This is a genomic window from Streptomyces sp. NPDC044984 (assembly GCF_040646935.1).
Lineage (GTDB): Bacteria > Actinomycetota > Actinomycetes > Streptomycetales > Streptomycetaceae > Streptomyces.
This window is the reverse complement of sequence record NZ_JBEZBE010000041.1, coordinates 1-23,579: the sequence shown is the minus strand read 5'-3', so window position 1 is coordinate 23,579 and position 23,579 is coordinate 1. Positions and strand designations below refer to the sequence as shown.

Genomic DNA, 23,579 nt, shown 5'->3' with positions numbered 1-23,579 from the left:
GGGGACCCATGACCTCCGACGCGACATCCGCATCCGTCGGCGGGAGCACGGGGGCCGCCGCCGGTCCGGTGAAGGACGGACCGGCTGCCGGCCGCGGGCCCCGCGGCGGCCGCGTCACCACCGCCTATCCGCGGTACGTGGCGGGCAAGACGGCCGGCGCGGCCGTGTCCCTCCTCGCCGTCCTCGTCACCGGTTTCTTCCTGTTCCGGCTGATCCCCGGCGACCCGGTGAAGTCCATGACCGGGGGCCGACAGGTTTCGGCCGAGCAACTGGCGCGGTACCGGGAGCAGTTCGGGCTGGACCTGCCGCTGTGGCAGCAGTTCACCGACTACTGCGGCAAGGCGCTCACCGGCGATCTGGGCACGTCGTACCAGTTCAACGCGCCCGTGGTCGACAAGATCTCGGAGGCGCTGCCGAACACGCTGCTGCTCACCGGCACCGCCTTCGTGCTGTACACGGCGCTCGGCATCGTCCTCGGCACCCGGTCGGCGTGGCGGCACGGGCGGTTCGGGGACCGGTTCCACACCGGGCTGGCGCTGGCGCTGTACTCCCTGCCGTCCTTCTGGCTGGGGCTGCTGCTCATCGTCACGCTGTCGGTCGGGATCGGCCCGCTGCCGGGGCTGTTCCCGACCGGTGGCATGGAGTCGGGCGGCGAGGAGGGCCTCGCCTACGTCGTGGACGTGGCGCACCACCTCGTGCTGCCGGTGGTGACGCTGGTGGCCGTGGAGTACGGGCAGACGCTGCTGGTGACGCGGTCGGCGCTGCTGGACGAGATGGGCAGCGACTATCTGACCACCGCGCGGGCCAAGGGGCTGCGCGACGACCTCGTACGGCGCCGGCACGCGGTGCCCAACGCGCTGCTGCCGACCGTGACGCTGATCTTCATCAACCTCGGGCGGACGGTGGCCGGAGTGATCCTGGTGGAGACGGTCTTCTCCTGGCCGGGGCTGGGCGGGCTGTTCTACCAGGCGCTGAGCGTGCCCGATCTGCCTCTGGTGCAGGGGCTGTTCCTCGTGTTCGCCGCCGCGGTGATCCTGATGAACACGCTCGCCGATCTGATCTATCCGCTGTTCGATCCCCGGGTGGGCCGATGACGACCGAGAAGATCCCGGCCGCGCGCCCTCGCGCCCTGGCGTGGCAGCGGCGCCGGGCCTCGGCCGCGCGTTTCTGGCGGCAGTACCGCACGCACCGGGCCGGTGTCCTCGGTCTGGCGACGCTCGCGCTGTTCGTGCTGCTCGCCGTGGCCGCTCCGCTGCTGGTCGGCTCCGACGTGGCCGACGTGACCGACGCGCCGGGCAGCCCGCTGGAGCGCCCGAGCGGTGAACTCCCCTTCGGCGCCGACCGGTTCGGGCGGAACCTGCTCGGCCTGGTGATCTGGGGGGCGCGGGTGTCGCTGCTGGTGGGGTTGCTCGCGGCCGTGCTGTCGGTGGCGATCGGCACGGTGATCGGGGTGACGGCGGGGCACTTCCGGGGCTGGTACGCGACGGTGATGATGCGGATCACCGACTGGTTCCTGGTGATGCCGACGCTGGTGCTGGCGATCGCGCTGGCCACGGTGATGTCCCGCTCGCTGCTGACGATCGTCGTGGCGATCGGGGTGACGACCTGGCCGACGACGGCCCGGCTGGTGCGGGCACAGACGCTGGCGGTGGAGACCCGGCCGTACATCGAGCGGGCGCGGGCGCTCGGCGGCGGGCACTGGCACGTCATGTCCCGGCACGTGCTGCCCAATGTGATGCCGCTGGTGCTGGCCCAGACGACGCTGATCATCTCCTCGGCGATCCTGGCGGAGGCGACGCTGGCGTTCCTGGGACTCGGCGATCCGACGGTGGTGTCGTGGGGCGGGCTGCTGCAGGACGCCCGGGAGGCGGGGGCGGTCAGTGCCGGGCACTGGTGGTACCTGGTGCCGCCCGGCATCGCCATCGCCCTGGTGGCGCTGGCGTTCACGCTGTGCGGACGGGCCGTGGAGTCCGTCCTCAACCCCAGGCTGGGGGTGTCCCGTTGAGTCTGCTCGACGTCAGGGGGCTGACGGTCACGTACGCGGGCGGGGCGGCCGCCGTGCGCGGGGTGGACCTGCGGCTGGAGGCGGGCCGCAAGCTGGGGATCGCCGGGGAGTCGGGCTGCGGCAAGTCCACCCTGGCGCTGGCACTGCTGCGGCTGCTGCCGGCGGGGACCCGGGTGGGCGGCGAGGTCCTGCTGGACGGCGAGGACGTGCTGGCCATGAAGTGGGGCCGGGTGCGGGCGGTCCGCTGGGCCGGGGCGTCCATCGTGTTCCAGGGGGCGATGCACTCCCTCAACCCCGTGCGGCGCGTCGGCGACCAGATCGCCGAGCCGGTCCTGCTGCACCGGAAGGCCACTGTGGCGGGGGCGCGGAAGAAGACCGGGGAACTGCTGGAGCAGGTCGGTCTGCCGGCCGCCCGTGCGTCGGCCTACCCGCACGAACTGTCCGGCGGTCAGCGGCAGCGCGTCATGATCGCCATGGCGCTGGCCTGCGATCCGCGGCTGATCATCGCCGACGAGCCGACGACGGCGCTGGATGTGATGATCCAGGCGCAGATCCTGCGGCTGATCGAGCAGCTGGTCGCGGACCAGGACGTGGGGTTGATCATGATCAGTCACGATCTGGCGGTCCTCGCCGGAACGTGCGACCGGCTCGCGGTGATGTACGCGGGCCGGGTGGTCGAGGAGGGACCGGCGGGACAGGTGTACGAGGCCGCCCGCCATCCGTACGCCCGGGCGCTGTCGGCCGCGTTCCCGCACGTCGGCGACCCGGCGGCGCGCTTCGCGCCGCGCGGTCTGCCGGGCGATCCGCCGGACCCGGCGGCGCTGCCGTCGGGTTGCGCGTTCCGTCCGCGGTGCCCGGTGGTTCTGGACTCCTGCGCCACGGAGGACCCACCGCTCCGGGAGGCGGGAACGGACCGGTGGGCGGCGTGCGTGCGGGTCGCTCCGGAAGGCACGGCGCCCGGTGGACCGGACTCCCCGCAGGAAGCGAGGCCCCGTACCCCATGACCACGTCCCCCCTCCTCGGTGCCGAGGGCGTGCACGTCACCTTTCCGGGCCGGCACGGCGCCCCGGACGCCCGGGCCGTGGACGGTGTCCACCTGGACATCCGTCCCGGTGAGATCACCGCCCTGGTCGGCGAGTCGGGCTGCGGCAAGACGACGCTGGCCCGCGCCCTGCTGGGCCTGGTCGAGCCGACCGCGGGCCGGGTCACCTTCGACGGGCGGCCGCTGGAGTACTCCGGCCGCTCCCTGAAGGCGTACCGCAAGCGCGTGCAGCTGGTGCTGCAGGACCCGAGCGGCTCGCTCAACCCCCGGCACACGGTGTACGACGCGGTGGCCGAGGGGCTGCGTATCCACGGCCACCGGGGTGACGAGCGGGCCGCGGTCGCCGGCGCCCTGTCCCGGGCCGGGCTGCGCCCGCCGGAACGCTTCTTCCTGCGCCGTCCGCACGAGCTGTCCGGCGGTCAGCGACAGCGCGTGGTGATCGCGGGCGCGCTGGTGCTGGAACCCGAACTCCTCGTCGCCGACGAGCCGGTGGCCTCCCTCGACGCGTCGGTACGCGGGGAGATCCTCGCCCTGCTGCTGCGGCTGCGCGCCGAACTGGGCCTGTCCGCGCTGGTGGTCACGCACGATCTGGGGCTGGCCTGGAACATCGCCGACCGGGTCGCGGTGATGTACCTGGGCCGGATCGTGGAGACCGGGCCGGTGGAGCTGGTCCTGACGGCCCCCCGGCATCCGTACACCCGGGCCCTGCTGTCGGTCCTCCCCGAGGCGCCGGGCGAGCCGGTGATCCTCACGGGCGAGCCCCCGGACCCGTCCCGCGTCCCGTCCGGGTGCCGGTTCCACGCCCGCTGCCAGGTCCTGGCGGGCGGCGAGGCGGACCGGGCGGGGGTGGCGGAGGCGTGCCGGGGCCGGGACCCGGGGATCCTCGACGGGGGCGGCGCGGCCCAGGTGGCGTGCCACTGGGCGCACGCCGGGAGGAGCTGACCGGCTACGGCTTCCCGGCCGCGGCCACGAGGTCCTTGCAGCGCTCGACGTCCTCGGCCATCTGCTCCAGCAGCGCCTCCAGCGTGTCGAACTTCGCCTGACCGCGCACGAAGGCCAGGAAGTCGACGGCGACGTGGAGCCCGTACAGGTCGAGGTCGACGCGGTCGATGGCGTACGCCTCGACCGTGCGCTCGGTGCCGTCGAACTGGGGGTTGGTGCCGACGGAGATCGCGGCCGGCATGGCCTCGCCCTGGGCGTGCAGCCAGCCGGCGTAGACGCCGTCGGCGGGGATCGCGGTGTGCGGGAGGGTCTCGACGTTGGCCGTGGGGAAGCCCAGGTCGCGGCCGCGCTGGGCGCCCCGGACGACGACGCCCTCCACCCGGTGCGGGCGGCCCAGGATCTCGGCGGCGCCCTCGACCTCGCCCTCGGCGACCAGGCGGCGGGTGAGCGTGGAGGAGAACGGCTCGCCGCCGCCCGCCTCACCGGACACGTACAGGTCGACGACCTCGACGTCGAAGTCGTAGACCCGGCCCTGCTCGGCGAGGAACTCCACGGTGCCCGCGGCCTTGTGGCCGAAGCGGAAGTTGGGGCCCTCGACGACCGCCTTGGCGTGCAGCTTGTCGACCAGCACCTTGACGACGAAGTCGGCGGCGGACAGCTTCGAGAACTCGGTGGTGAAGGGCAGGATGAGGACCGCGTCGACGCCGAGGTCGGCCATGAGTTCGGCGCGCCGGTGGTGCGGGGCGAGCAGCGGGGGGTGGCTGCCGGGGCGGACGACCTCGCTGGGGTGCGGGTCGAAGGTGACGACGACGGCGGGGACGCCGAGGTCCCGGGCGCGGTCCACGGCATGCCGGATGATCAGCTGGTGCCCGCGGTGGACTCCGTCGTAGGAGCCGATGGTGACGACGCTGCGCCCCCAGTCCTGGGGGATGTCCTCCAAGCCACGCCAGCGCTGCACTGTGCCTGCTCCTTGTCGAAACCTCGTCGGACGAACCCGGGTCCGCGGACTTCTCCGCGCAGCTCTAAGGGTGCCATGCCGTATGCCGGGGGTTCGCATCGGCATGGGGGCGGTGTGACGGGGGCACGTGCCGGCCGGGGTCAAGCGGGGACGCCCGTGCCGGCCAGGTTCTCGATCGTCCGGCGGGTGGCGGGTCCGACCAGCACGGCCCACTCGCCCGGGGCGTCGGTCAGCCAGCCGGCCAGGGCGGCGGCGAAGCCCGGCACCTGACGGCCCAGGTCGTCCAGGCAGCGGTCGAAGCGGGCGGCGCCCTCCGTGGTGCGGACGAGGAGCAGCCCGGTGCGGTGGACGAGGACGCGCGGCTCGGGGCCGGTGTTCCGGGCCGCGGCGCGCAGCACCGCCTCCAGGACGGCGGGGTCGGACTCGCGGGCGAGCAGGGTGTCCAGCAGTTCGCGGCGCAGCGGGCGGGAGGCCGGTGTCCCGGGGCCGGCGAGGACGCCGGCGAGGGCCACTCGGAGTGGTTGCGGGCCGTCGTCGAGCAGGCCGGTGAGCAGGGTCCTCAGTACGGCGCGGGCGGCCGGGCCCCCCTCCAGCCGCCCGTCGGCGTACGCGGTCACGGGTCCCGTCAGCTCCGGCCGCCGCCGCACCGCCTCCCGGACGAGTGCGGCGACCGGGCGGGCCAGGGCGGGTGGGGCGGCGTCGGCGAGGACGCGGAACGCCTCGCCCGCGCCGGCTCCGCCGAGCCTGGCCCGGAAGGCGTCGAGGACGGGCTCCGGGTGGGTGTCGAGGGCGGGGACGAGCGCGCTCGGCGGGAGGTGGGGATCGCCGGCCGCGAAGCGCTCCAGGGCCCGCGGGAGGTGGCGCTCCCTGCTGTTCGGGTCGCGCACGAGGAGGGCGAGGGCGCCGCCGTGCAGCTCGCGGTCGGCGGTGCGGACGAGGACGGCGAGCGCCGCGTACCGCAGCAGGGCGCGGTCGGCGTCGTCGCACGCGTACGGCGCGACCCGCAGTCCGTAGGCGACGGCCGTGGCCCGGCGTGCGGGCCGTGCGTCCTTCGCCCACCGGTCGACGGCCCTGCACATCGCGGCGGGCTCCTCCTCCGTCAGCACGGTGAGCAGCTGGTCGGCCCGCGGGTGCGCGCTGTCGGCGAGCGCTTCCGTCAACGCGTCCGGGGCCGCGTGCCGGTGGGTGTGCAGGAGCGCCTGCGCGGCGGTCGCCACGGTGGCGTGCGGGGTGGCGGGCAGCGGCCGCTCGTCCTCGAACCAGCGGATGAGGTACGGCGGTACGGCGACGGGGTCGGTGGCGAGCAGCCGGGCGGCGGCGTCGAGGAAGCGGGGCCCGTTCCCGCGCGGAGGGCCGTCGGCGTGGACGAGCCGGCGCAGCAGCGCGCACCGCGTTTCCAACGGCAGCCGGAGCGCGGCCCAGAAGGCGGGCCCCAGCTCCGGCGGCACGCCCCGCCCCTGCTCCCGCCAGGCCACGAGACGGTCGGCCAGCAGCCGCAGCACGTCCGTGTACGGCGTCGCGTCGGCCACGCGTGTGAGGGTTCCGCCGAGCAGGCGGGCGGCCCACCAGGACCCCGGAGCGGCGTCGAGGGCGTGCACCAGCTCCACGAGCCGCGAGGAGAGCCGCCGGTTCCCGTACCGCCGCGCGAGGAACAGCAGGGCCTCGACGACGACACCGACGCGGTGGTGCGGGACGGGGGCGGCGGCCGGGAGGACGGCTTCGGCGTCGGGGGCGGCCCGACGGCCGGCCGGGGGGAGACGGAGGCCGGCCGCGGCCCGTGGCCGTGCGCCGGGAGCGACGGCGGGCAGTGGCGGGCGTCCGACGGCCGCGCCGCCGTCGACCGCGGGCCCCGGGCCGGCCGCCGCATCCGTCCCGCCGTCATCGGCGGCGGTTCCCGGGTGGGTGCCGGGCGCCGCACCGCCGCGGTGGAAGGACCGCGTCGGGAGAAGGCCGTCGTCGGCGGGCCGGTAGTCGGTGTCGGCGACGGCCCAGGGGTCGGGACCGACCACGGTCCAGGGGTCGAAGGCGACAGCGGGCAGAGCACGGCGATCAGCCACCGGCCCGGCCCGGCGGCCGGACGGCGGGAGGGGAACTCCGGCGGAGTCCCGGTCGCCGGAGGCGGCCCGGGCGGCCGGCACGGTGCGGCGCCCGTCGGCCGCGCCGGTCCTGCGGGCGGCCGGCGGAAGAGAGCCCTCGGCGGCGTCCCGGTCGCCGGGAGCGGCGGCGGGCCCGGTCCGGTGGCCGGGCGGCGTGGGGCCGTCCTCGGCGGCAGCGGGCCGCGGGGTGCGGTCGTCGTGGGTGGCCGGGGTGGTGGGGGCGGTGTGGACCAGGGCGCGCAGGGCGTCGTCCACGTCGAGGTGGGTGCCGTGGAGCCAGTCGGCCAGCTCCTCGTCCGCGAACCGGTAGCCGGTCGTCCCGGCCGGGACGAGGAGCCCCTCGGCGAGCACGGCCGAGGCCCAGCCGGTGCCGCCGCCGAGCCGGCCGGGGGCGGGCCCCCGGGGGAACACCGCGTCGAACGTCTCCCGGTCCAGCGCGCCCGTGCCGAGGCTGCGCCGGGCGGCCTCGTGCACCTGCCCGGCGACCTTGGCGGCGAGCCGGCGTACGGCGGTGCCGCGGATGCCGTTCCCGTCGGCGAGGCGGACGGCGATCCGCAGGCACACCAGGTCCAGGTGGGCCGAGAAGACGTCGTCGCGGTCGACGGGGGCGTCGGGGACGGTGCCGGCGAGGGCGGTACCGGCGAGGGCGGACCGGATGTCCGCGAGCATCCGCAGGGTCAGGGGGTGGCGGGCGTCGGTGCCGACGACCGCGCCCGCGGGGATGCCGTGGCGGGCACGCGCCTCGTGGGCCTCCTCGGCGGTGAGGTCGCCGAGGGCCACGCAGGCGGGGAGCCCGTCGGTGCGGGGTGCGCCGGCGTGCAGCAGCTCCTCCGGGAACCCCGCCTCCTCCCAGTGCTCCGCGCGGCACGCCACCACCAGCCGGGCTCCCGTCGTCCGCAGCCACCGCGCGGTCCCGGCGGCCCACTCGGCCTGCCTGTCGAGCAGGGTCTCCTCGGGACCGTCGAGGAGCAGCAGCAGGGACCGGCCGGCCGTGCGGGCGAACCCGGCCAGGTGCTCCGGGCTCACGTCGCCGAGGGCGTCCGGGCCGGCCGGGAACGGGATGCGGGAGGCGGCGACGACGATGGCGGCCCGGTCCAGTGCCCGGCGGGCGGCGTCCGCGACCGAGCCGTCGCCCTCGTCCAGGTCGGCACCGCGCAGCCGGAGCGTGGGCAGGCCCGCGCGGTGACGGCGGGCGGCGAGCGCCGCGAGTTGCGTCGTACGACCGCTGCCGGGCGGCCCGACCAGGCCCAGCACGGCGGCCTCGCCCCGCTCGAACGCGGCGAACTCCGCGAGTACGGCGGGCCGGACGACGGGCTCCACGGCACCGGGCGGCCCGTCCCGTCCGACCGAGGAGGACCCCGCGCGCGCAGCGGACCGGCCGACGGACCCCACGGCGCCGGCCGGCCCTTCCCCTTCGGCCGAGCAGGCCGTGAGCTGCACCAGCCCGGCGAGGTTGAGGTCGGCTCCGTGGGCCGGGACCGTCGCCGCGTTCTCGGCGAGCAGCTCGGCGAGCGGTCCCCCGGTGGAGGCGGGGGGAGGCAGCGGTACGGCGAAGCCCCCGTCGCGGTCGTCCGAGCGGAGCGCGGTGCCGAGGACGCCGAGCACGGCGTTGGTGGTGGCGTCGAGCACCGGACCGCCGACGGCGGCGCCGCCGAGCCGCAGCGCGTCCCGGCCCGCGGTGCCGACCGCCAGCTCCAGGGCGTCGCCGAGGGGGTACGCGCGGTCGGTGGCGGTGTAGGTCACGGCGCTCGTGCCCAGCACGCGCGCCTCGCGCCAGCCTCCGGCGGCGATCCGCACATAGGTGCCGGGCCGGACGGTGCGCCGCGCGGTGACCGGCAGCGGGGCGAGGCCGAGCCCTTCGCTGCGGACCAGGGCCAGGCCGAGCGCGGGCAGCGGGGTCACCGCGTCCGCGGTCACCACGCACCGGCGGTCGCCCGCCGCGTACAGCACGATCCGGGGCAGGCCGTCGACCGCCTCGTGGCTGGTGAGCACCGTGCCGTGGTGATCGGCCACGAAGCCGGTTCCGCGCGGCCGGCCGGCGAGGTCGTGCAGGCGGACCAGGACATCGGACGGGCCTGGGGTCCCGTCCGGCATGTCCCGTCCGTCACGGGGTTCGTAGGGGGACGGCATCGTCGAAGCCTCCCGTCGCGCATCCGTGCCCTTGGCTGCGACAGTAGGGCCGGGATGATCACCGGGACAGATCGCCCGGTGAACGCGCCCCCTTCCGCTCCCCCGCTTCACTCCGAGCGCCCGCACTTACGGGTGAACAGGCGGGGGTGGATGGATACACCCTAGGGGTGGGGGAACCGAGGGGGGCCGTGGAGCGGCGTCACGTCCGTCCCCGTGACGCCGCTCCACGGACGGATCCGCGGAAGCGGTCAGCCGAAGACGGCCAGGCTCCTGGCCTTGCCCCGCTGCTCCTCGACGAGCGCCAGGAACCGGCCCCCGGGGCCGAACACGGCCACGGCTCCGGAACCGGCGTACTCCTCGGGCATCTCCAGGCGCACCCCGTTGGTGAGCAGCCTGGCCCGCCGGTCGTCGACGTCCCAGCGCGGGAACGCGGCCGTGGCGGCCTCGGCGATCGGCATCACCGTCAGCTCCTGCTGGAGCTGGTCCAGCGTCCTCGCGGAGTCCAGCTTGTACGGGCCGACGCGGGTGCGGCGCAGCGCGGTGAGGTGCCCGCCGACGCCCAGTCCCGCGCCCAGGTCGCGGGCGAGGGCGCGGATGTAGGTGCCGGAGGAGCAGACGACCGACACCACCAGGTCCAGCACCGGGGTGCCGTCCTCGGCGACCGCCTCCCGGACGTCGTACACGGAGAACGAGGAGACGGTGACCGGCCGGGCGGGGATGTCGAACTCCTCGCCCTCCCGGGCCCGCTTGTAGGAGCGCACCCCGTTGATCTTGATGGCGCTGACCCTGGACGGCACCTGCATGATGGCGCCGGTCAGCCCGGCGACGACGGCGTCGACGGCCTCGCGGGTGACCGCGGAGGCGTCGGTGGAGGAGGTGATCTCCCCCTCGGCGTCGTCGGTGAGCGTGTTCTGCCCGAGCCGGATGGTGCCCAGGTACTCCTTCTCGGTCAGCGCGAGGTGGCCGAGGAGCTTGGTCGCCCGCTCGACGCCGAGGACGAGGACGCCCGTCGCCATCGGGTCGAGGGTGCCGGCGTGGCCGACGCGCCGGGTGCGCGCGATGCCGCGCATCTTGGCGACCACGTCGTGCGAAGTGAAGCCCGACGGCTTGTCGACGATGACAAGGCCGTCGGGCGTGGTGTGCTTCTGCGTCATTCGGCGGTGTCGTCCGTCTCGTCGTCGCCCGGCTTGCGGTACGGGTCGGCCTCGCCGGCGTACGCGGCGCCCGCGGACGCCTCGCGCACCTTGGCGTCGGACTGGCGCGCCTTGTCGAGGAGGTCCTCGATGGTGCGGGCCGTGTCCGGGAGCGCGTCCATGACGAAGGCCAGGGTCGGCGTGAACTTCACGCCCGCCGCCCGGCCCACCTCGGAGCGCAGGACGCCCTTGGCGCTCTCCAGGCCCGCCGCGGCGGCCTTGCGCTCCTCCTCGTCCCCGTACACCGTGTAGAAGACGGTCGCCTCCCTGAGGTCACCCGTGACCCGGGTGTCCGTGATGGTGACGTGCGAGCCGAGCCGCGGGTCCTTGATCCCGCGCTGCAGCTTCTGGGCCACCACCTCTCGGATGAGGTCCGCCAGCCTTTTCGCCCGCGCGTTGTCGGCCACTGGTCCGTCTCCCGTTCTTTCCTGTCTGCGTGTCTCTGGGCTGTGGTCGTCAGTCGTCTTCGCCGTGGAAGCGCCGCCTGACGGACAGCAGCTCCACCTCGGGGCGCCCGGCGACCAGCCGCTCGCACCGGTCCAGTACGTCGCTCAGGTGCCCCGCGTCGCCGGACACCATGGCCAGGCCGATGACCGCCCTGCGATGGAGGTTCATGTGGTCCACCTCGGCCGCGCTCACCGCGTACTTGCGCTGGAGCTCGGCGACGATCGGGCGGACGACGGAGCGCTTCTCCTTCAGCGAATGTACGTCGCCGAGGAGGAGGTCGAAGGACAGCGTCCCCACATACATGTGCAACCGGTTCACCCGCCGGTACGGGATCGATGGCCCCGCCATCCGTGGTGGGCAGGGACATCAGAACCGTACAACGAAGGGGGCGGGGCGATCGACGGATATTGCGCTCCGCCGACCGCACCGCCGCGCACACGCGCGCCGGCCGGCGGGACCCGGGTGGGTCCCGCCGGCCGGTACGCACCGTGGGGTGTTACGCCCGCGGCTTCTCGCGCATCTCGTACGTCGCGATGACGTCGTCGACCTTGATGTCGTTGAAGTTCCCGAGGTTGATACCGCCCTCGAAGCCTTCGCGGATCTCGGTGACGTCGTCCTTGAAGCGACGCAGACCCTCGATGTTGAGGTTCTCCGCGATGACCTTGCCATCGCGCAGCAGGCGCGCCTTGGTGTTGCGCCTGACCTCGCCGGAGCGGATGAGCACACCCGCGATGTTGCCCAGCTTGGACGAGCGGAAGACCTCGCGGATCTCCGCCGTGCCGAGCTCGACCTCTTCGTACTCCGGCTTGAGCATGCCCTTGAGGGCCGCCTCGATCTCCTCGATCGCCTGGTAGATGACCGAGTAGTACCGGACGTCCACGCCTTCGCGCTCGGCCATCTGCTGTGCCCGCCCGGCGGCGCGCACGTTGAAGCCGATCACGATGGCGTCGGAGCCCATCGCCAGGTCGATGTCGGACTCCGTGACCGCACCGACGCCGCGGTGCAGGACGCGGATGTCGACCTCTTCGCCGACGTCCAGCTGGAGCAGCGAGGACTCGAGCGCCTCGACGGATCCGGAAGCGTCACCCTTGATGATCAGGTTCAGCTGCTGGACCTCGCCGGCCTTGAGCACCTTGTCCAGGTCCTCGAGGGACACGCGGCGCGTGCGCTTGGCGAACGCGGCGTTGCGCTCACGGGCGGCGCGCTTCTCGGCGATCTGACGGGCCGTACGGTCCTCGTCGACGACGATGAAGTTGTCGCCCGCACCCGGGACGTTGGTCAGGCCCAGGACCTGGACCGGCGTCGACGGGCCCGCCTCGGCGACGTTGTTGCCGTTGTCGTCGAGCATGGCGCGCACGCGGCCGTAGGCGTCGCCCACCACCATCGTGTCGCCGACCCGCAGGGTGCCTCGCTGGACGAGGACGGTCGCCACGGCACCGCGGCCGCGGTCGAGCCGGGACTCGATCGAGATGCCCTGCGCGTCCTGCGTGGGGTTGGCCCGCAGGTCGAGCGAGGCGTCCGCGGTGAGGATGACGGCCTCGAGGAGGCTGTCGATGTGCAGACCCTGCTTGGCGGAGATGTCGACGAACATGGTGTCGCCGCCGTACTCCTCGGCCACCAGGCCGTACTCGGTCAGCTGACCGCGCACCTTGGTCGGGTCGGCACCCTCGACGTCGATCTTGTTGACCGCGACGACGATCGGGACGTCGGCCGCCTTGGCGTGGTTGAGCGCCTCGACCGTCTGCGGCATGACGCCGTCGTTGGCCGCGACGACCAGGATCGCGATGTCGGTCGACTTCGCACCACGGGCACGCATGGCGGTGAACGCCTCGTGACCCGGGGTGTCGATGAAGGTGATCTTGCGATCCTCTTCGTTGACCTCGGTCGTGACCTGGTAGGCACCGATGTGCTGGGTGATGCCGCCGGCCTCGCCCGCGATGACGTTCGTCTTGCGGATGGCGTCGAGGAGGCGGGTCTTTCCGTGGTCGACGTGACCCATGACGGTGACGACCGGCGGGCGGACCACCAGGTCCTCCTCGTCGCCCTCGTCCTCGCCGAACTCCAGGTCGAAGGACTCGAGCAGCTCGCGGTCCTCCTCCTCCGGGCTGACGATCTGAACGGTGTAGTTCATCTCGTCCGCGAGGAGCTGGAGCGTCTCGTCGGAGACGGACTGGGTCGCGGTGACCATCTCGCCGAGGTTCATCATGACCGCGACGAGCGACGCCGGGTTGGCGTTGATCTTCTCCGCGAAGTCGGTGAGCGACGCACCGCGCGACAGGCGAATGGTCTCGCCGCTGCCGCGAGGCAGCATCACGCCGCCGACCGACGGGGCCTGCATGGCCTCGTACTCCTGGCGCCTCTGCCGCTTCGACTTGCGGCCACGACGCGCGGGACCGCCGGGACGGCCGAAGGCGCCCTGCGTGCCACCGCGGCCACCGGGACCGCCGGGACGGCCGCCGAAGCCGGGACGGCCACCGCCGCCGCCGAAGCCGCCGCCACCGCCGCCGGGACGGCCGGCGAAGCCGCCGCCGGTACCGGGACGACCGGCACCGCCGCCGCCACCCGGACGGCCGGCGAAGCCGCCGCCACCGGGACGGCCGGCACCGCCGGGACGACCCGCACCGCCCGGGCCGCGGCCGCCGGGGCCACCGCCGGGACGCGGGCCGGCAGCGGGACGCTGCGGCATCATGCCGGGGTTCGGACGCGGACCGCCGGGGCCGCCACCGGGACGGGGACCGCCCTGCGGACGCGGCATCGAGCCCGGGGTCGGGCGCTGCCCGCCCGGAGCCTGCGGACGCGGACCGCCGCCACCCTGGCCACCGGGGGCCTGCGGACGGGGACCGGCACCACCGGGACCACCGGGGCCGCCCGGACCGGGACGCGCGCCCTGCGGACGCGGAGCCTGCGGACGGGCCATGCCGGTGGAGCCACCGGAGGTGAAGGGGTTGTTACCGGGACGCGGACCGGCCGGGCGACCGCCCGGACGCGGGGCGCCGCCACCGGGACGCTGACCCTGACCGGCCGGACGGCCCTGGCCGCCCTGACCCTGACCACCCTGACCGGCGGGACGACCGCCGGGCTTGGGGGCACCGGGACGCGCGCCGCCGGGCTTCGGACCGGACGGAGCCGGAGCCGGAGCCGCCGCCGCGGGCGGGGCCTGGAACTCCGGAGCCGCCGGAGCCGGACGCGGCGCGGGGCGCGGGCCCGGCGTCGGACGCGGACCCGAGGCCGCCGGCGCGGGCGCGGACGGGGCCGTCGGAGCCGCCGGCGGCTGGGCCGCGGCGGGCTTGGGCGCGGCCGGCGGCTTCGGGGCAGCCGGACCCGGACGAGCCGCCTGCGCCGGAGAGGGCGCGGCGGGCCTGGGGGCCGCCTTGCGGGGCGCGCCGGGCTTCGCGGCGGACTTGCCGTTGCCCCCGCCCTGCTGGAAGGCGTCGGTCAGCTTGCGTACTACGGGCGCTTCGATGGTCGAAGACGCCGAACGGACGAATTCACCGAGTTCCTGGAGCTTGGCCATGACGACCTTGCTCTCCACACCGAACTCCTTGGCGAGTTCGTAGACCCGGACCTTAGCCACTTCGCTCCTTTGAGGTCCGGGTTGCGTCCGGACCGTCGCTAGTTCATGGGCGTACTCATCGCGTACTCATCGAGTGCTCATCGCAATCTCGACCTGCTTTCGACTCGCGAGGTACCAGACCGCACGGGGCTTCCGTGCGGCATGTTCTTACGTGTTGCCTGTCCAGCCGGCGGTCAGCCGCTGCTCAGCAACCTTGTGCCTGCTCGACGTAGAGGCGCAACGCCTTTACGTCGAGCGGTCCCGGGACGCGGAGCGCCCGCGGGAACGCCCTGCGGCGCACTGCCTGGTCGAGACAGACCGGGACGGGATGCACATAGGCACCCCGGCCGGGCAGCGTACCGCGAGGATCGGGGACGCACGCGTCCTCGGTCACCACGATGCGCAGCAGCTCGCTCTTGACCGCTCGCTCCCGGCACCCCACGCAGGTGCGCTCGGGGCATACGCCAGCACGTGTCCGGCCAGACACTCCTCAGTCTACCTCCCCCGGCCGACCTCACCCCTTTGGGGCAAGAATCGAACACTTGCCGCGCGCAAAGCTGTCGTGATCTCAGCGACCTGCGGCCTGGATCTATTCCCCGGACCGTTCCCCGGTCTGTTCCGTGTCCGGCCGGATGTCGATCCGCCAGCCGGTCAGCCGGGCGGCGAGGCGGGCGTTCTGCCCCTCCTTGCCGATCGCCAGGGACAGCTGGTAGTCCGGCACGATGACCCGGGCGGACCGGGCCGACATGTCGACGATCTCCACCTTGGAGACCCGGGCCGGCGACAGCGCGTTCGCCACCATCTCGGCCGGGTCGTCGGACCAGTCGACGATGTCGATCTTCTCGCCGTTCAGCTCGCCCATGACGTTGCGCACCCGGCCGCCCATGGGGCCGATGCAGGCGCCCTTGGCGTTCAGGCCCGAGCGGGTGGAGCGTACGGCGATCTTGGTGCGGTGGCCGGCCTCGCGGGCGATCGCGGAGATCTCGACGGACCCGTCGGCGATCTCCGGCACCTCCAGGGCGAAGAGCTTCTTCACCAGGTTGGGGTGCGTGCGCGACAGGGTGACGGACGGGCCGCGCACCCCCTTGGCCACCCGGACGACGTAGCTGCGCAGCCGCATGCCGTGCGGATAGGTCTCGCCGGGCACCTGCTCCTGCACCGGCAGGATGGCCTCCAGCTTGCCGATGTCGACCAGCACGTTCTTCGGGTCGCGGCCCTGCTGGACCACGCCGGTGACGATGTCGCCCTCGCGGCCGGCGTACTCGCCGAGCGTCGCGTCGTCCTCGGCGTCGCGCAGGCGCTGCAGGATGACCTGCTTGGCCGTGGTGGCGGCGATACGGCCGAAGCCGGACGGGGTGTCGTCGAACGCGCGGGCCTCCTGGCCCTCCTCGAGGTCCTCGGGGTCCTCCTTCGCCCACACGGTCACATGCCCGGTCTCCCGGTTGAGCTCCACGCGCGCGTGCCGGCGGCTTCCCTCGGTGCGGTGATAGGCGATGAGGAGGGCCGATTCGATCGCTTCGACCAGCAGGTCGAGGGAGATCTCCTTCTCCCTCACCAAGAGCCGAAGTGCACTCATGTCGATGTCCACGATTACGCCTCCTCTTCCTTCTCGTTGTCCTTGCGGTTGAACTCGACCTGGACGCGCGCCCTGGTGATGTCGTCGAAGGCGAGTCTGCGCGTGGTGGCCTTGCGGCCCTTCACCCCGGGCACCTCGAGGTCGAGGCCGTCGTCGTCCGCCTCGAGGATCCTGGCGACCAGTTCGCCGCCCTCGGCCAGCTGGAACCGGACCAGGCGGCCGGTGGCGCGCACGTAGTGCCGGTGCTCGGTGAGGGGGCGCTCCGCGCCGGGGGTCCCGACCTCGAGGGTGTACTCCCCGCCGCCCATCGCGTCCGTCTCGTCGAGCTTCGCCGAGAGCGCGCGGCTCACATCGGCGATCCGGTCGAGGTCCGCTCCGGTGTCGGAGTCGACGACGACGCGCAGCACACGCTTGCGGCCGACCGCGTCCACGGCGATCTCTTCGAGGTCCAGGCCCTGGGAGCTGACGAGCGGTTCCAGAAGTTCTCGAAGCCTCTCGCTCTGGGTGGTGCTCATCCGGGTGACTCCTCGGCCGCGTGTGCTGTTGTGGGACGGTGCGCGTGTCTGGTCAAAGGGTATCCGGTCGCAGAGGGTGTTGCCGTCCACCCGGTCACGGAGGGTGCCGCTGAGCGCCCCCGCGCGGGCGCACGGGTACGGTGATCACGGGCCCCGCGCCCCGCTTTTCGTCGCTACGTTCGTACGAGCCCCCGAGGACGTCTGCCGTGTCGTTCCCCCCGTCCCCGCGCGCCCGTTCGGGGCCGCGCAGAAGGAGTCTGCTCGCCGTCGCCCCGGCGGCCCTGCTGGTGGCGGGCTGCTCCGCCGGGTCCGAGGACCCCGGTGCCTCCGGCGGCAGCCGTCCCTCGGCCGCCGACCGGGCACGCGCGCGTGCGGCCCGGGACAGCAGGGAGCTGGCCGAGCGGTACGACGCGGTCGTGGCCGCGCATCCGAAGCTGGCGGAGCGGCTGCGGCCGCTGCGCGCGGAGGTCGTACGGCACGCCGAGGCGTTCGGGGACACGGCGGAGCCCTCGCCGTCGCCGTCGTCGTCCGGGTCGGGCGCGCCCGCGGCCTCCCCGCCGGCCGCCGTGCCCGCGAAGGAGAAGGACGCCCTCGCCGGACTCGCCGCCGCCGAGCGGGAGATCTCCGGCCGGCGCACCGAGGCGCTCCTTGACGCGCCGGGCGAGCTGGCCCGGCTGCTGGCCTCGGTCGCGGCGGCCGGCGCGGCACATGTGTACCTGCTGACGGAGGCACGAGGGTGAGCGAGTCGCGCGAGGCGAAGGACCGGGAACTGCGGGCCCTGCAGGCCGCCCTGGCGGCGGAGCACGCGGCGGTGTACGGCTACGGGGTCGTCGGCGGGCGGATCGGCAAGGACCGGCGCACCGAGGCACGGACGGCGTACGACGCGCACCGGGCGCGCAGGGACGCACTGGTGCGCGCGGTGAAGGACGCGGGGGGCGCACCCGTCGCCGCCGCCGCGGGATACGCGCTGCCGTTCCCGGTCCCGGACGCGGCGGCGGCGGTCCGGCTGGCGGCGGAGCTGGAGGACCGGGTGGCCGGGGTGTACGCCGATCTGGTGCGGGCGAGCGGCGGCGAGCGGCGGCGGGGAGCCGCCGAGGCGATGCGGGAGGCGGCGGTGCGGTCGGTGCGCTGGAGCGGCGAGAGCGTAGCCTTCCCTGGGCTCGCCGAGCGGGGCGGTACGGCTTCGGGGACCCCGGCGCCGACGGCGTGACGGGGCGGCGGACACCGCGTACAGCAGGAAGGGAACGACTCGCGCATGGTTTTCGAACCGCCGAAGCGTCTGGTGAGGGCGCTCGGTGAGACGGCGCCCGAGGGCGACGACTGGCTGGCGGAGCTGCCGGAGGTGGCGCGCGGGGCCGTCGCACAGCGTGAGTTGACCGTGGAGCGGGTGCAGGTGCCGGGCGGGCGCAGCAGCCTGGTCGTGCTGGTGCGGACGGCCGACGGGACGCCCGCCGTGCTGAAGCTGGCGCCGCGCCGGGCGCGCCCGGAGAGCGAGCGGGCCGCGCTGGCCCACTGGGGCGGCCTGGGGGCGGTCCAGTTGCTGGAGCCGGTCCCGGGCGCGACCGAGGGGGTGCTGCTGCTGGAGCGGCTGCACCCGGACGTGTCGGTGCGGTCGCTGCCGGAGGCGAAGGCGTTGCTGGAGGCGGCGGGGACGCTGCGCCGGCTCTGGGTGGACCCGCCGGACGGACACGGTTTCGAGACGGTGGCCGAGCGGACGGAGCGGCAGGCGCGGGCGATGCGGGCGAGCGCGGCGGCCGACCCGGAGGTGGCCCCGCTGGTGGAGGCGGCGCTGACGGCCCGCGAGGAGCTGTTGGCGGCGCCGCCCGAGCACCGGCTGCTGCACGGGACGTTCCGGCAGAGCAAGGTGCTGTCCGGGGAGCGCATGCCGTGGCTGGCGGTGGGGCCCGACCCGGTGGTCGGAGAGCACGCGTTCGACCTGGCCCGGCTGGTGCGGGACCGCGTGGAGGACCTCATCGCGCAGGCGTCGGGGGCGACGACGACCCGGCGGCGGGTGAAGCGGCTGGCGGAGTCGCTGGAGGTCGACCGGGAGCGGCTGCGGGGCTGGACCCTGTTCCGCGCGGTGGAGTCGGGGGTGCGGGCCCGCCGCGTGGGCCGTGAGCGGGACGCGGAACTCCTCCTGGAGTTCGCGAGCTGGCTCTAGGGCCGTTCTCGCTCCGGGGCCTCCGTCACACTTCTCCGCCGCGGTCCGTCAGGTCGGTGACAGCAAGCGAAGCGACCTTGAGGAGACGGCGATGGAAACGCGTTCGATCACGGCGGAGATCCCGATGGTTCCGCGGATGGCCGAGGACCCCGCGGAGCTCGTTCCCGAGCTGGCGGAGGTGTCGGCGGCCCTGTTCAAGGTCACCGGCAACGGGTCGGTGCCGCGCTCCACGATCAGTCTGGTCCAGCTGCGCGCCGGTCAGATCGCCGGCAGCACCTACCTGACGGTCCTGCACACGGGTTTCCTGCGCAAGGCCGGGCAGTCGGAGGAGCGGATCGCCTCGGTGGCGTCCTGGTGGGACTCGCCGTACTTCACCGGTGCCGAGCGCGCCGCGCTGGCCCTCGTGGAGGCCGTGCTGCGGCCGTCCGCGGACGGCGAGCGGGTCTCCGACGCGCTGTACGCGCGGGTGGCCGAGCACTACGAGCCGAAGGCGCTTGCCACCCTGGTGTTCGCGATCGGCCAGGTCAGCTTCTTCACCGCCGTCGCGCTCGTCGCCAAGCCGGTGCCCGGCCGGTCCTTCACCGACCCCTGGAAGTGAGAGGGACCGGGTGAGACCCGGAGCCCGTGCCGGTGGACGACCGGCGCGGGCCCCGTGACGCCGTCACGCCGTGAGGCGGGTCACCGCCTCCTCGACCGTGAGTTCCTCGCGTTCTCCGGTGCGGCGGTCCTTGAGTTCGACGACGCCCTCGGCGGCGCGGCGGCCCGCGACCAGGATCTGCGGAACGCCGATCAGCTCCGAGTCGGTGAACTTCACGCCCGGGGAGACGCCGGGGCGGTCGTCGACCAGGACGCGGAGGCCGGCGGCGGACAGCTTCTCGGAGACGTCGAGGGCGAGTTCGGTCTGGAGGGCCTTGCCGGCGGCGACCACGTGGACGTCGGCCGGGGCGACCTCCGCGGGCCAGCACAGGCCCTTGTCGTCGGCGGTCTGCTCGGCGAGCGCCGCCACCGCGCGGGAGACGCCGATGCCGTAGGAGCCCATGGTGACGCGGACCGGCTTGCCGTTCTGGCCGAGGACGTCGAGCTTGAGGGCGTCGGCGTACTTGCGGCCCAGCTGGAAGATGTGGCCGATCTCGATGGCGCGGTCGAGCTTGAGGCCGGTGCCGCACCTGGGGCAGGGGTCGCCCTCCTGCACCACCACGACGTCCACGTACGCGTCGACCTCGAAGTCGCGCCCGGCGACCACGTTCTTCGCGTGCGTGTCGGCCTTGTTGGCGCCCGTGATCCAGGCGGTGCCCGGCGCGACGCGCGGGTCGGCGATGTACGTCACCTTGTCCAGGCCCTGCGGACCGACGTAGCCGCGCACCAGGTCGGGGCGGGCGATGAAGTCGGCCTCGGTGACCAGTTCCACGGCGGCCGGGGCGAAGTGCGCCTCGACCTTGTCCATGTCGACCTCGCGGTCACCGGGGACGCCTACGGCGACGATCTCGCCGTCGACCTTGACCAGCAGGTTCTTCAGCGTGGCCGAGGCGTCCACGCCGAGCGAGGCGGCGAGGGTCTCGATGGTCGGGGTGTCGGGGGTGGGGATCTCCTCGGCCGCCGGGACACCGGTGGCGTCGACCGGCTTCAGCTCGTAGGCGACCGCCTCGGTGTTGGCGGCGAAGTCGCAGTTCGGGCAGTCCGCGAAGGTGTCCTCGCCGGCCTCGGCGGGGGCGAGGAACTCCTCGGACTTGGAGCCGCCCATGGCGCCGGCGGTGGCCGCGCAGATGCGGTAGTCGAGGCCGAGGCGCTCGAAGACCTTCTGGTACGCCTGGCGGTGCAGGGCGTAGGACTTCGCCAGGCCCTCGTCCTCCAGGTCGAAGGAGTAGGAGTCCTTCATCAGGAACTCGCGGCCGCGCAGGATGCCGGCGCGGGGGCGGGCCTCGTCCCGGAACTTGGACTGGATCTGGTAGAGGATCACCGGCAGGTCCTTGTAGGAGGACGCCTGGTCCTTCACCATCAGGGTGAAGATCTCCTCGTGGGTGGGGCCGAGGAGGTAGTCGCCGCCCTTGCGGTCCTGGAGGCGGAACAGTTCGGGGCCGTACTCGTCCCAGCGGCCGGTGGCGTCGTAGGGCTCACGCGGCAGCAGGGCGGGGAGCAGCACCTCCTGGGCGCCGATGGCGTCCATCTCCTCGCGGACGATGCGCTCGACGTTGGCGAGGACCTTCTTGCCGAGGGGCAGCCAGGTCCAGATGCCGGCGGCGGTGCGGCGCACGTAGCCGGCCCGGACGAGAAGCTTGTGGCTGAGGACCTCGGCGTCCGCCGGGTCGTCGCGCAGCGTCTTCGCCATCAACTGGGACATGCGCTGGACCGGTGCGTTCGCCATGGTTTCGGTACTCCTGCTGCGTCTGGGTGATGACAGGAGGTTAGCCGGGCGGGACGGGACGGCGGAAATCCATTGTCCCTATCGGCGGAGGAGCGGCAGCGGGGCGCCCATGACGGCGTACGGCTTGGCGGCGCTGGGGAAGTGGACCTGGCGGGCGAGGTCCTGGTAGCCGAGCGAGCGGTACAGCCGGCGGGCCGGGCTCTCGACGTCGATCGCGGAGAGGATCGAACGGGGCTGCTCGGCGCCGTCGGTGATGGTGGTGATCAGGGCGCGGCCGATGCCGTGCTGCTGGTGGCGGGGGTGGACGTGCAGCTCGGTGATGACGAAGGAGTCGTCGAGCCAGTCGTCGTGGCCCCGGGCGCGCAGATAGGGCTCGACGACGGTGGACCACCAGTGGGCGCGGTCGTTGGGCATGCCGTAGACGAAGCCGGCCAGGCGGCCCTTGACGGTGGCGCCGAAGGCCCGGGCGCCCGGGAGGGTCATGTGGCGCAGCACGATCTGCCGGCGTACCGCCACCTCCTCCGGGCCCAGCCCGAACGCCACCGCCTGCACCGCCAGCGCCTCGTCGACGTGGCCGGGGAGGTCGAGGGGGCCGATCACGATGTCGTCGGGGTGGGAGCGGCCGTGACCGGGAAAGCGCACCATGCCGGGGAGACTACAGGGCGGTGCCGGTCAGAACAGCACGCTCATGAAGGCGCCGACCTCCTGGAAGCCCACCCTCTCGTACGTCCTGCGGGCGGGCGTGTTGAAGTCGTTGACGTAGAGGCTCGCCACGGGCGCTATCTCCGTCAGGGCGTAGCGCAGGACGGCCGCCATGCCGGGGGCCGCGACGCCCTTGCCCCGGTGCTCGGGGGCCACCCAGACGCCCTGGATCTGGCAGGCGCGGTCGGTCGCGGCGCCGATCTCGGCCTTGAAGACGACCTTGCCGTCGCTGCCGAAGCGGGCGAAGGAGCGGCCGGCGCCGACGAGCTCGGCGACCCGGGCCTGGTAGAGCAGGCCGCCGTCGCCGGCCAGCGGGGAGACGCCGACCTCCTCGGTGAACATCGCCACGCACGCCGGCATGATCGTCTCCAGCTCGTCCTTGCGGACGCGGCGGACGTAGGGGTCCGGGGCTATGACGTCGGACATGCGGTCGGTGACCATGAGGGGCTGGTGGGTGCGGACCTCGCGGGCCGGGCCCCACTGGGGTTCGAGCAGCCGCCAGAGCGCGGCGGTGGGCTCGGCCGGGCCGACGACGGAGGAGCAGCGGCGGCCGGCCCGGCGGGCGCGGTCGGCGAAGGCGCGGACGGCCCGGGGGGTGGCGCAGATGGGTACCAGGTTGGCGCCGGCGTAGCACAGGGACGTCAGGACGCCCCCCTCGTACCAGCCCCACATCTCGCCGCCGAGCCGCCACGGGTCCAGGCCCGCGATCTGGACGCGGGCCGTCACGAAGGCGTTCGCGACCGGCTCGCGGTCGAGTACGGCGAGGGCGGCGTCCAGGTCGCTCGGTTCGAGGACCCGGGATGTGGTCTGCGTCAACACGTGCGGGGCCTCACACACTGGGGTCTGCTGATTTCTCCGCACTGTACCCGCGGAATCCGGGGGACGCCGACCCCGGACCCCGCTTCGGTCCTGAACCCGCCCCGTCCCCGGGCGCCGGACGGGCCGGCCGGCCACGTCAGCCGGCCACCGACACCTGCGGCTCGCCCGACGTCACGCCGTCCTTCTCCATCTCCTCGGCGATCTTCATCGCCTCCTCGATCAGCGTCTCCACGATCTTCGACTCGGGCACGGTCTTGATGACCTCGCCCTTCACGAAGATCTGCCCCTTGCCGTTGCCGGAGGCGACACCCAGGTCGGCCTCCCGGGCCTCGCCGGGACCGTTGACCACGCAGCCCATGACGGCGACCCGCAGCGGCACCTCCATGCCCTCCAGCCCGGCCGTGACCTCCTCGGCGAGCTTGTACACGTCCACCTGGGCGCGGCCGCAGGAGGGGCAGGAGACGATCTCCAGGCCGCGCTGGCGCAGGTTGAGCGACTCCAGGATCTGGATGCCGACCTTGATCTCCTCGACCGGCGGGGCCGACAGCGACACGCGGATGGTGTCGCCGATGCCCTGGGAGAGCAGCGCGCCGAAGGCGACGGCCGACTTGATGGTGCCCTGGAAGGCGGGGCCGGCCTCGGTGACGCCGAGGTGGAGGGGGTAGTCGCACTGGGCGGCGAGCTGGCGGTAGGCCTCGACCATGACGACCGGGTCGTTGTGCTTCACGGAGATCTTGATGTCCCGGAAGTCGTGCTCCTCGAAGAGGGACGCCTCCCACAGGGCGGACTCGGCCAGCGCCTCGGGGGTCGCCCTGCCGTACTTCTGCAGCAGGCGCCGGTCCAGCGAGCCGGCGTTCACGCCGATGCGGATCGGGGTGCCGTGGTCCTTGGCGGCCTTGGCGATCTCCTTGACCTTGTCGTCGAACTGCTTGATGTTGCCCGGGTTCACCCGGACCGCCGCGCAGCCGGCCTCGATCGCGGCGAAGACGTACTTGGGCTGGAAGTGGATGTCGGCGATCACCGGGATCTGCGACTTGCGGGCGATCACCGGGAGGGCGTCGGCGTCGTCCTGGGTGGG

Annotated in this window: 21 protein-coding genes; 8 read left to right on the top strand and 13 right to left on the bottom strand. The window is 73.9% G+C overall.

Annotation, left to right across the window (positions count from 1 at the left end; translation table 11 throughout):
- Positions 1–8: 8 nt before the first annotated feature.
- From AB0A94_RS32850 to AB0A94_RS32835, 4 genes are read left to right on the top strand one after another with little or no spacing between them, the layout of a single operon-like run.
- Entirely contained in the window at positions 9–1,094 is a 1,086-nt protein-coding gene (locus AB0A94_RS32850) for an ABC transporter permease (RefSeq protein ID WP_361749737.1), read from the top strand.
- Positions 1,091–2,005, top strand: coding sequence for an ABC transporter permease (locus tag AB0A94_RS32845; RefSeq protein ID WP_361749735.1), 915 nt, complete (start codon positions 1,091–1,093; stop codon positions 2,003–2,005). Before AB0A94_RS32850 ends, AB0A94_RS32845 begins: the two co-directional genes overlap by 4 nt.
- Positions 2,002–3,009, top strand: coding sequence for an ABC transporter ATP-binding protein (locus tag AB0A94_RS32840; protein WP_361749733.1), 1,008 nt, complete (start codon positions 2,002–2,004; stop codon positions 3,007–3,009). The genes AB0A94_RS32845 and AB0A94_RS32840 overlap by 4 nt, the downstream gene beginning before the upstream one ends.
- A complete protein-coding gene (locus tag AB0A94_RS32835; protein ID WP_361749731.1) occupies positions 3,006–3,989 on the top strand; it encodes an ABC transporter ATP-binding protein in 984 nt (327 codons plus the stop codon). Before AB0A94_RS32840 ends, AB0A94_RS32835 begins: the two co-directional genes overlap by 4 nt.
- Before the next feature lie 4 nt (positions 3,990–3,993).
- Here AB0A94_RS32835 and AB0A94_RS32830 read toward each other — a convergent pair whose 3' ends face one another.
- The 9 genes from AB0A94_RS32830 to rimP form a co-directional block, all read right to left on the bottom strand.
- Entirely contained in the window at positions 3,994–4,947 is a 954-nt protein-coding gene (locus AB0A94_RS32830; RefSeq protein ID WP_361749729.1) for a bifunctional riboflavin kinase/FAD synthetase, read from the bottom strand.
- 140 nt (positions 4,948–5,087) lie between these two features.
- A complete protein-coding gene (locus tag AB0A94_RS32825) occupies positions 5,088–9,137 on the bottom strand; it encodes a trypsin-like peptidase domain-containing protein (RefSeq protein ID WP_361749727.1) in 4,050 nt (1,349 codons plus the stop codon).
- A 284-nt stretch (positions 9,138–9,421) separates the two neighbouring features.
- Positions 9,422–10,327 (bottom strand): tRNA pseudouridine(55) synthase TruB, encoded by a 906-nt coding sequence (gene truB, locus AB0A94_RS32820; protein WP_361749725.1) that lies wholly within the window; start codon positions 10,325–10,327, stop codon positions 9,422–9,424.
- Positions 10,324–10,773, bottom strand: coding sequence for a 30S ribosome-binding factor RbfA (gene rbfA, locus AB0A94_RS32815; RefSeq protein ID WP_217130120.1), 450 nt, complete (start codon positions 10,771–10,773; stop codon positions 10,324–10,326). The genes truB and rbfA overlap by 4 nt, the downstream gene beginning before the upstream one ends.
- Positions 10,774–10,822: 49 nt before the next feature.
- Positions 10,823–11,116: a DUF503 domain-containing protein gene (locus AB0A94_RS32810; protein WP_019330973.1), complete on the bottom strand. Its 294-nt coding sequence runs from the start codon at positions 11,114–11,116 to the stop codon at positions 10,823–10,825.
- 193 nt (positions 11,117–11,309) lie between these two features.
- Complete coding sequence (gene infB, locus AB0A94_RS32805) at positions 11,310–14,387, bottom strand: translation initiation factor IF-2 (protein ID WP_361749723.1); 3,078 nt, start codon at positions 14,385–14,387, stop codon at positions 11,310–11,312.
- Between the two features lie 184 nt (positions 14,388–14,571).
- A complete protein-coding gene (locus AB0A94_RS32800; protein WP_361749721.1) occupies positions 14,572–14,853 on the bottom strand; it encodes a YlxR family protein in 282 nt (93 codons plus the stop codon).
- A 102-nt stretch (positions 14,854–14,955) separates the two neighbouring features.
- Entirely contained in the window at positions 14,956–15,954 is a 999-nt protein-coding gene (nusA, locus tag AB0A94_RS32795; protein WP_361749719.1) for a transcription termination factor NusA, read from the bottom strand.
- 2 nt (positions 15,955–15,956) lie between these two features.
- Positions 15,957–16,457, bottom strand: coding sequence for a ribosome maturation factor RimP (gene rimP / locus AB0A94_RS32790; RefSeq protein ID WP_217130124.1), 501 nt, complete (start codon positions 16,455–16,457; stop codon positions 15,957–15,959).
- Between the two features lie 206 nt (positions 16,458–16,663).
- On the opposite strand from rimP, the gene AB0A94_RS32785 reads away from it, so the two are divergent.
- From AB0A94_RS32785 to AB0A94_RS32770, 4 genes are all read left to right on the top strand, one after another.
- Positions 16,664–17,197, top strand: coding sequence for a hypothetical protein (locus tag AB0A94_RS32785; protein ID WP_361749717.1), 534 nt, complete (start codon positions 16,664–16,666; stop codon positions 17,195–17,197).
- Positions 17,194–17,667 carry a ferritin-like domain-containing protein gene (locus AB0A94_RS32780; RefSeq protein ID WP_217130126.1) on the top strand — a complete coding sequence of 158 codons (474 nt, stop codon included), beginning with the start codon at positions 17,194–17,196 and terminating at the stop codon, positions 17,665–17,667. The genes AB0A94_RS32785 and AB0A94_RS32780 overlap by 4 nt, the downstream gene beginning before the upstream one ends.
- A gap of 45 nt (positions 17,668–17,712) precedes the next feature.
- Positions 17,713–18,618 carry an aminoglycoside phosphotransferase family protein gene (locus AB0A94_RS32775; RefSeq protein WP_361749715.1) on the top strand — a complete coding sequence of 302 codons (906 nt, stop codon included), beginning with the start codon at positions 17,713–17,715 and terminating at the stop codon, positions 18,616–18,618.
- Between the two features lie 91 nt (positions 18,619–18,709).
- A complete protein-coding gene (locus AB0A94_RS32770) occupies positions 18,710–19,216 on the top strand; it encodes a carboxymuconolactone decarboxylase family protein (RefSeq protein ID WP_361749713.1) in 507 nt (168 codons plus the stop codon).
- A 63-nt stretch (positions 19,217–19,279) separates the two neighbouring features.
- On the opposite strand, the gene AB0A94_RS32765 is transcribed toward AB0A94_RS32770, so the two are convergent.
- The 4 genes from AB0A94_RS32765 to ispG all read right to left on the bottom strand — a co-directional run.
- A complete protein-coding gene (locus AB0A94_RS32765; protein ID WP_361749711.1) occupies positions 19,280–20,980 on the bottom strand; it encodes a proline--tRNA ligase in 1,701 nt (566 codons plus the stop codon).
- Positions 20,981–21,058: 78 nt separating this feature from the next.
- Positions 21,059–21,625 carry a GNAT family N-acetyltransferase gene (locus AB0A94_RS32760; protein WP_361749709.1) on the bottom strand — a complete coding sequence of 189 codons (567 nt, stop codon included), beginning with the start codon at positions 21,623–21,625 and terminating at the stop codon, positions 21,059–21,061.
- Between the two features lie 27 nt (positions 21,626–21,652).
- A complete protein-coding gene (locus AB0A94_RS32755; protein ID WP_361749707.1) occupies positions 21,653–22,501 on the bottom strand; it encodes a GNAT family N-acetyltransferase in 849 nt (282 codons plus the stop codon).
- Positions 22,502–22,637: 136 nt separating this feature from the next.
- On the bottom strand, positions 22,638–23,579 hold a 942-nt coding region (gene ispG, locus AB0A94_RS32750; RefSeq protein ID WP_361749705.1), incomplete at its 5' end, for a flavodoxin-dependent (E)-4-hydroxy-3-methylbut-2-enyl-diphosphate synthase.